At 43.2% G+C, this 6,000-nt stretch carries 5 protein-coding genes; all 5 read left to right on the plus strand.

Going from position 1 to position 6,000, the window contains the following annotated elements:
• Positions 1-111 precede the first annotated feature (111 nt).
• Complete coding sequence (gene gmhB / locus ACP45E_RS00185; protein WP_017034651.1) at positions 112-663, plus strand: D-glycero-beta-D-manno-heptose 1,7-bisphosphate 7-phosphatase; 552 nt, start codon at positions 112-114, stop codon at positions 661-663.
• Between the two features lie 125 nt (positions 664-788).
• Positions 789-1,142: an MliC family protein gene (locus ACP45E_RS00190; protein WP_017038938.1), complete on the plus strand. Its 354-nt coding sequence runs from the start codon at positions 789-791 to the stop codon at positions 1,140-1,142.
• A 162-nt stretch (positions 1,143-1,304) separates the two neighbouring features.
• Positions 1,305-2,252, plus strand: a complete 948-nt coding sequence (gene treR, locus ACP45E_RS00195) for a trehalose operon repressor TreR (protein ID WP_017038939.1) — start codon at positions 1,305-1,307, stop codon at positions 2,250-2,252.
• Between the two features lie 183 nt (positions 2,253-2,435).
• Entirely contained in the window at positions 2,436-3,860 is a 1,425-nt protein-coding gene (gene treB, locus ACP45E_RS00200; RefSeq protein ID WP_017038940.1) for a PTS trehalose transporter subunit IIBC, read from the plus strand.
• 217 nt (positions 3,861-4,077) lie between these two features.
• Positions 4,078-5,763: an alpha,alpha-phosphotrehalase gene (gene treC / locus ACP45E_RS00205; RefSeq protein WP_017038941.1), complete on the plus strand. Its 1,686-nt coding sequence runs from the start codon at positions 4,078-4,080 to the stop codon at positions 5,761-5,763.
• The last annotated feature ends 237 nt before the right edge of the window (positions 5,764-6,000 follow it).

Genomic DNA, 6,000 nt, shown 5'->3' on the forward strand with positions numbered 1-6,000 from the left:
TCTAGACGTCTAAACGTTCGTTTGTGCTAGTCCCAAAAGTAATTAGATAGTGATGAAAGAAATAAAGCGTGCGATAATTCCACAATATATTGACTAAATTGAGTATAAGTTTTGGCTAAACCCGCGGTGTTTTTGGATCGAGATGGCGTGATCAATGTGGATCATGGTTACGTAAATGACGAGCACGATTTTGAGTTTATTGACGGTGTTTTTGACGCGACGAAGCAGCTTCAGCAAATGGGGTATATGCTTGTACTTGTAACGAATCAATCCGGTATTGCGCGTGGCATGTTTGATGAGGAGCGTTTTCTTTCCCTAACTCAGTGGATGGATTGGAACTTTGTCGATCATGGCGTTGAATTTGATGGTTTTTATTACTGCCCACATCATGCTGAGTATGGCATTGGTGAATATAAACAAGATTGTGAGTGCCGCAAGCCTAAGCCTGGAATGTTTATCTCTGCACGTAACGATCTGGATATTGATATGGCAAATTCAGTCATGGTTGGCGATAAAGCCGAAGACATGATGGCCGCGGAAGCGGCGGGGATAGAAACGAAGATTCTGGTGCGCACGGGTAAGCCCGTTACACAACAAGGCGAAACGTTAGCGACGACCGTACTTAACAGCATTAAAGATGTCCCCGCTTACTTAGCTAATTAGTACTTACTTATTTAGCTATTTAGCTATTTAGCTACTTGGCTATTTAGGTTAGGCATTTGGTTATTTAGCTGTGTAATACGGTGTTGATTGCCTAATGAGTACTTTTATTGAATTTAGGGGGGACTATGCACAAACCGTGTATTTTGGTGTTTTTTATTGGATTGGGCCTAATTGGCTGCACTCAAACGCAGTTAAATGACCGTCAGATTGGTGGGAACCCTTATCAATCTTACATTCAATACCGTTGTGAATCGGGTGAAAGCTTTGATGTTGCCTATATACCAGACAGTGAATTCGCAGTACTACGAGCGGCCGATGTTCAATACGATTTGGTGAGATCCCGATCTGGTTCGGGGGCTATGTATATCCTCAAAGACGCGATGGCTGGGGCAGAAAACCCCATTACACTTCGCACAAAAGGTAAAGAAGCCCTTTTAGAGCTTGACCACCATGTTTACAAAAACTGTAAAACACAATAGGTTAGTCTACAACCAGTGAGTACAGCAGCAATGAATCCAGAACAGTCTGTATACGTAAGCGTCATTGAGTTTCGCTTTTTGAACAGGCAGTTTACCCAGTGACATGCGAGATCCTGTGGCCATGTCGAACTTTTTTCCTTTCGATGATACTTTCCAATAACTATGAGAAAAAAACTCACAATTCACGATATCGCTAAACTATCCGGAGTGGGGAAGTCTACGGTTTCACGTGTATTGACCAATGATCCCAAAGTGAAACCTGCAACTCGAGCCAAAGTTGAGCAAGTGATCCAAGAGTCGGGTTATGTGCCGTCAAAGTCCGCGCAATCAATGCGTGGTGGAAGTCAAAAAGTTGTGGGAGTGATCATTTCTCGTCTGGATTCGCCATCGGAAAATAGAGCCGTAGGGAGCATGCTCAAAAGCTTGTATGACGAAGGGTATGATGTGGTGATCATGGAAAGCCAGTTCGACAGGCATAAAACCAATGAACACCTCGAGGTACTGCAAAAGCGGAATGTCGATGGTGTGATTGTGTTTGGGTTTACCGATTTAGATCTTGGGAATCTAGAGGCATGGCAAGGGAAATCCGTTGTTATTGCCATGGATACCACGGTGACGTCATCGATTAATTATGACAATAAAGGCGTGATTACTTGTGCGTTACGATACTTGTCAGAGCGTAAAATCCGTAATATTGCGTTTATTGGTGTCGATCCTAGTGACAAAACCACAGGAAAGCTGCGTTTAGAGTCCTATATTGAATGGTGCCAAATCCACGACATCATCCCATCATATCAAACTGGGCAATTGCATCATGAAAGTGCCTATCAGTTGGTTGATAAAGTACTGACAAATCAAACCGAAGCGATAGTTTGTGCTAGTGATACCCTTGCTCTCGGTGTGATAAAGAAGTTGCAAGAATTAGGGCGCGATGACGTTATGGTGACGGGTGTTGGTGGTAATGACCTGCTTTCTTTTCTCTTCCCTAAAGTTCATAGTATTGATCCTGGTTACACTTCAGCGGGTAACCAAGCAGCTAAGCTTTTGATATCCCATATAAATGGGAATACTGAGAAGTGCCATATCACTCAGGAACCGATCATTTCTTAACTCATTAATTTCTTATTGAATTAAAATTATACTGTGATCTCACTCAATTAATGGGACTGTTCCCATTTTATTTTCAAAGGATGCCTGTCACTATCTTATCAAGCGCGAGTGGGACTGTTCCCATTGGTTGGGTAGGAAAACAAAACAGACTCAGAGTGAGACTCCAACAGGGTGGATAAGGATATGGGTAAGATAGCAAAACAAGACGTAGAACGTCTGATTGAACGGGTCGGTGGTAGTGACAACATTGCGAGTGTGAGTCATTGCTTAACTCGACTTCGTTTTGTGCTAAAGGATACCAGTAAGGCAGATGAAAAAGCGTTAGAGGCGTTGAGCCTAGTGAAAGGCTGCTTCACCAACGCGGGGCAATTTCAAGTGGTTATTGGGACTGAAGTTGATGAGGTGTATGCCGTCCTTATTGAACTGTCTGGGCAATCTGAAGCATCAAAAGATGAATCTAAACTGGCGGCTCGACAAAATATGAATGCGCTAGAGCGTGGCATATCTCACCTCGCGGAAATATTTGTTCCATTGCTTCCTGCGATCATTACTGGTGGTTTGATTCTGGGTTTTCGTAATGTGATTGGCGATATCAAGATGTTTGATGGCCAGTCTCTCACTGAAATCAGCCAGTTCTGGGCCACGGTGCATTCATTTCTTTGGTTGATTGGTGAGGCTATTTTCTTCTTCTTACCGGTTGGCGTGTGCTGGGCGACGGTGAAAAAATTAGGTGGCACCCCCATTCTTGGTATAACCCTTGGTGTCACCTTAGTTTCACCACAGCTAATGAATGCGTATTTGATCGGTAAGGAAGTGCCACAGGTTTGGGATTTCGGTTTGTTTGTGATCGAAAAAGTGGGCTATCAAGCACAGGTTATACCGGCCATTCTCGCTGGGGTTGTCTTAGCGTTTATTGAGACCAACTTGAAGCGCATCGTTCCTGCTTATTTATATTTAGTGGTCGTGCCGTTTGTTTCTATTATCGTCTCTGTTGTTCTAGCCCATGCACTGATTGGTCCTTTTGGACGCGTGATTGGCGATGGCGTCGCGGTTGCTGCTAAATTTGCAATGACAGGTGATTTTGCCGTCATAGGTTCAGTCGTGTTTGGTTTTCTTTATGCGCCACTGGTTATCACGGGTATTCACCACACAACGAATGCAGTTGATCTACAGCTCATGCAAGAGCTTGGTGGAACGCCAATTTGGCCATTGATTGCACTGTCTAATATTGCTCAAGCTTCAGCGGTCGTTGGCATCATTATTATCAGCAAAAAGCATGGTGAGAGGGATATCTCTGTCCCTGCGGCTATTTCTGCTTATCTTGGTGTTACAGAACCCGCAATGTATGGCGTGAACCTAAAATACAAATTCCCAATGCTGAGTGCCATGGTAGGCAGTGCGATTGCTGCGGCAATTTGTGGTAGCGCAGGCGTGATGGCTAATGGTATTGGTGTTGGTGGTTTACCTGGCATTTTATCTATTCAACCGCAGTACTGGGGTATTTATTTTGTGGCTATGCTGGTGGCGATCTTTGTTCCCGCAGTATTGACTTTGTTCTTCTATAAACGCGCACAACAAAAAGGGGAACTGGAGTTGGCGAGTGCTTAGCTCTTGTAATCAGTCCTTAGTTAGAAACAGTACATAGATGGAATTAGTACATAGGTAGAAATAATACACAGGTAGAAATAGTTCCTAGCATTCGTACCTGGAAATAATGTTTGGCTTTGTACTGGTGAAAAGTGCGGAGTCATTCATAGCAAGTCAATTTGGAGTGATGTTTACCACTCCTTTTTTAATCTTTTTCGTTGGTAAGTGAGTGTCTTAAATGGCGATGAATAACGCAGATAAAAACTGGTGGAAAACAGCCACCATTTATCAAATTTACCCAAAAAGCTTTTGTGATAGTGGTCTTAAAGGCACTGGTGATATTCAAGGTATTATCAATAAGTTAGATTACCTTCATCTGCTTGGTGTCGATGCCATTTGGCTAACCCCTATTTATGAATCTCCCATGGTCGATAACGGCTATGACATTGCCGATTACTACAAAATAAATTCCGATTTTGGCTCTATGGCGGATTTTGATGAATTGCTTAAACAAGCGCATCAGCGTGGCATTCGAGTGATTATGGATATCGTCGTGAATCATACTTCAACGGCTCATCATTGGTTTCAATCGGCACTAGGGGATAAACAAAGCCCGTATCGAGATTACTACATTTGGAAAGATCCCATTGAGGGGAAAGAACCCAATAATTGGCAGTCAAAATTTGGCGGCAATGCATGGGCTCTAGACGATAAGACCGGTCAGTACTATTTGCATTTGTTTGCAAAAGAACAGGCGGATCTGAATTGGGAAAACCCTAAGGTGCGTGAGGAAGTCAAACAAGTGATCGGCTTTTGGGCAGAGAAGGGCGTTGATGGTTTCCGACTCGATGTGATTAATTTAATCTCGAAACAGCAAAGCTTTCCAAACGATGATTCTGGTGACGGTCGGTGTTTTTATACCGATGGCCCACGTGTACACGAATATCTGCAAGACATCAGCCAGTCAGTCTTTCAAAAATATGGCAGTGTGACTGTTGGTGAAATGTCTTCCACGACCTTAGAACACTGCTTGAAGTACTCGTCAAAAGAGGGAAACGAGCTCTCGATGGTATTCAACTTTCATCATCTGAAGGCGGATTACTTGAATGGCGAGAAATGGACAAACACGCCCTTTGATTTCCTGCAATTAAAGCGCATTTTTAATCATTGGCAGGTCGGTTTAAATGGCAAAGGTTGGGGGGCGTTATTTTGGTGTAACCACGATCAACCCCGTGTGGTTAGCCGATTAGGAAACGACACAGAGTATCGAGTGGAATCGGCCAAAATGCTGGCGGCTTCCATTCATATGATGCAAGGAACCCCTTATGTCTACCAAGGCGAAGAGATTGGTATGACCAATCCGCATTATGGCAATATTGATCAGTATAAGGACGTAGAAAGTATCAATATGTACGAGATTATGGTCAACCAAGAGAACGTCAGCCATGAGGATATGATGGCTATTCTGGCACAAAAATCTCGAGATAACTCTAGAACACCGATGCAATGGAATGATTCTAAATACGCAGGTTTTTCCAAAGCTGAACCTTGGCTAAGCGTTGCAAATAACTATGTTGATATTAATGCAAAGGCCGCTGTGGATGAGCCTGACTCGGTGTTTTATTTCTACCAAAGGCTGATTCAGTTACGTAAAGAAGTGGATGTTATTACCGATGGTAATTATGTCGATTTACTTCCTGATCACAAGGCGCTGTTCGTATTTCAACGTCAATCAGAGACTCAGACTTTACTTTGCTTAAATAATTTCTATGCGAATGAAGTAGAGTGTGTGTTGCCGAATGAATTAGAAGTAAGCAACGCTCGAGTATTACTTAGTAACTACCCCCAAACGAAAGGTGGGAACTTAAGTCGCCATCAGGCATTAAAACCTTATGAAACACGGATTCTTTTGATCGACCACTAACCACCCTAACGCTCTGCTCATTGATTTGAATTAATATTGTCGGTCTCTCCAATGGAGAGGCCTTTTTTCGGGTTTTCTATCTTTGTCGGGCTTTTCATAGAGTGCATTGGCGCGAATGCCCATTTTGGATGACGACTGGTATAAATTCAGGTACAAAAAAAGCCAGCTCAATGAGCTGGCTTTTGATTCTTATTACAGAATATGGTGGAGGGAGACGGATTCGAACCATCGAAGGCA

The organism is Vibrio genomosp. F10 str. 9ZD137 (genome assembly GCF_049974785.1).
Classification (GTDB): Bacteria; Pseudomonadota; Gammaproteobacteria; order Enterobacterales; family Vibrionaceae; genus Vibrio.

Bases quoted from the DNA above. Each gene is read 5' to 3' on its own strand.
- treC (WP_017038941.1), top strand. From the start codon at position 4,078: ATGGCGATGAATAACGCAGATAAAAACTGGTGGAAAACAGCCACCATT.
- treR (WP_017038939.1), top strand. From the start codon at position 1,305: ATGAGAAAAAAACTCACAATTCACGATATCGCTAAACTATCCGGAGTG.
- treB (WP_017038940.1), top strand. From the start codon at position 2,436: ATGGGTAAGATAGCAAAACAAGACGTAGAACGTCTGATTGAACGGGTC.
- ACP45E_RS00190 (WP_017038938.1), top strand. From the start codon at position 789: ATGCACAAACCGTGTATTTTGGTGTTTTTTATTGGATTGGGCCTAATT.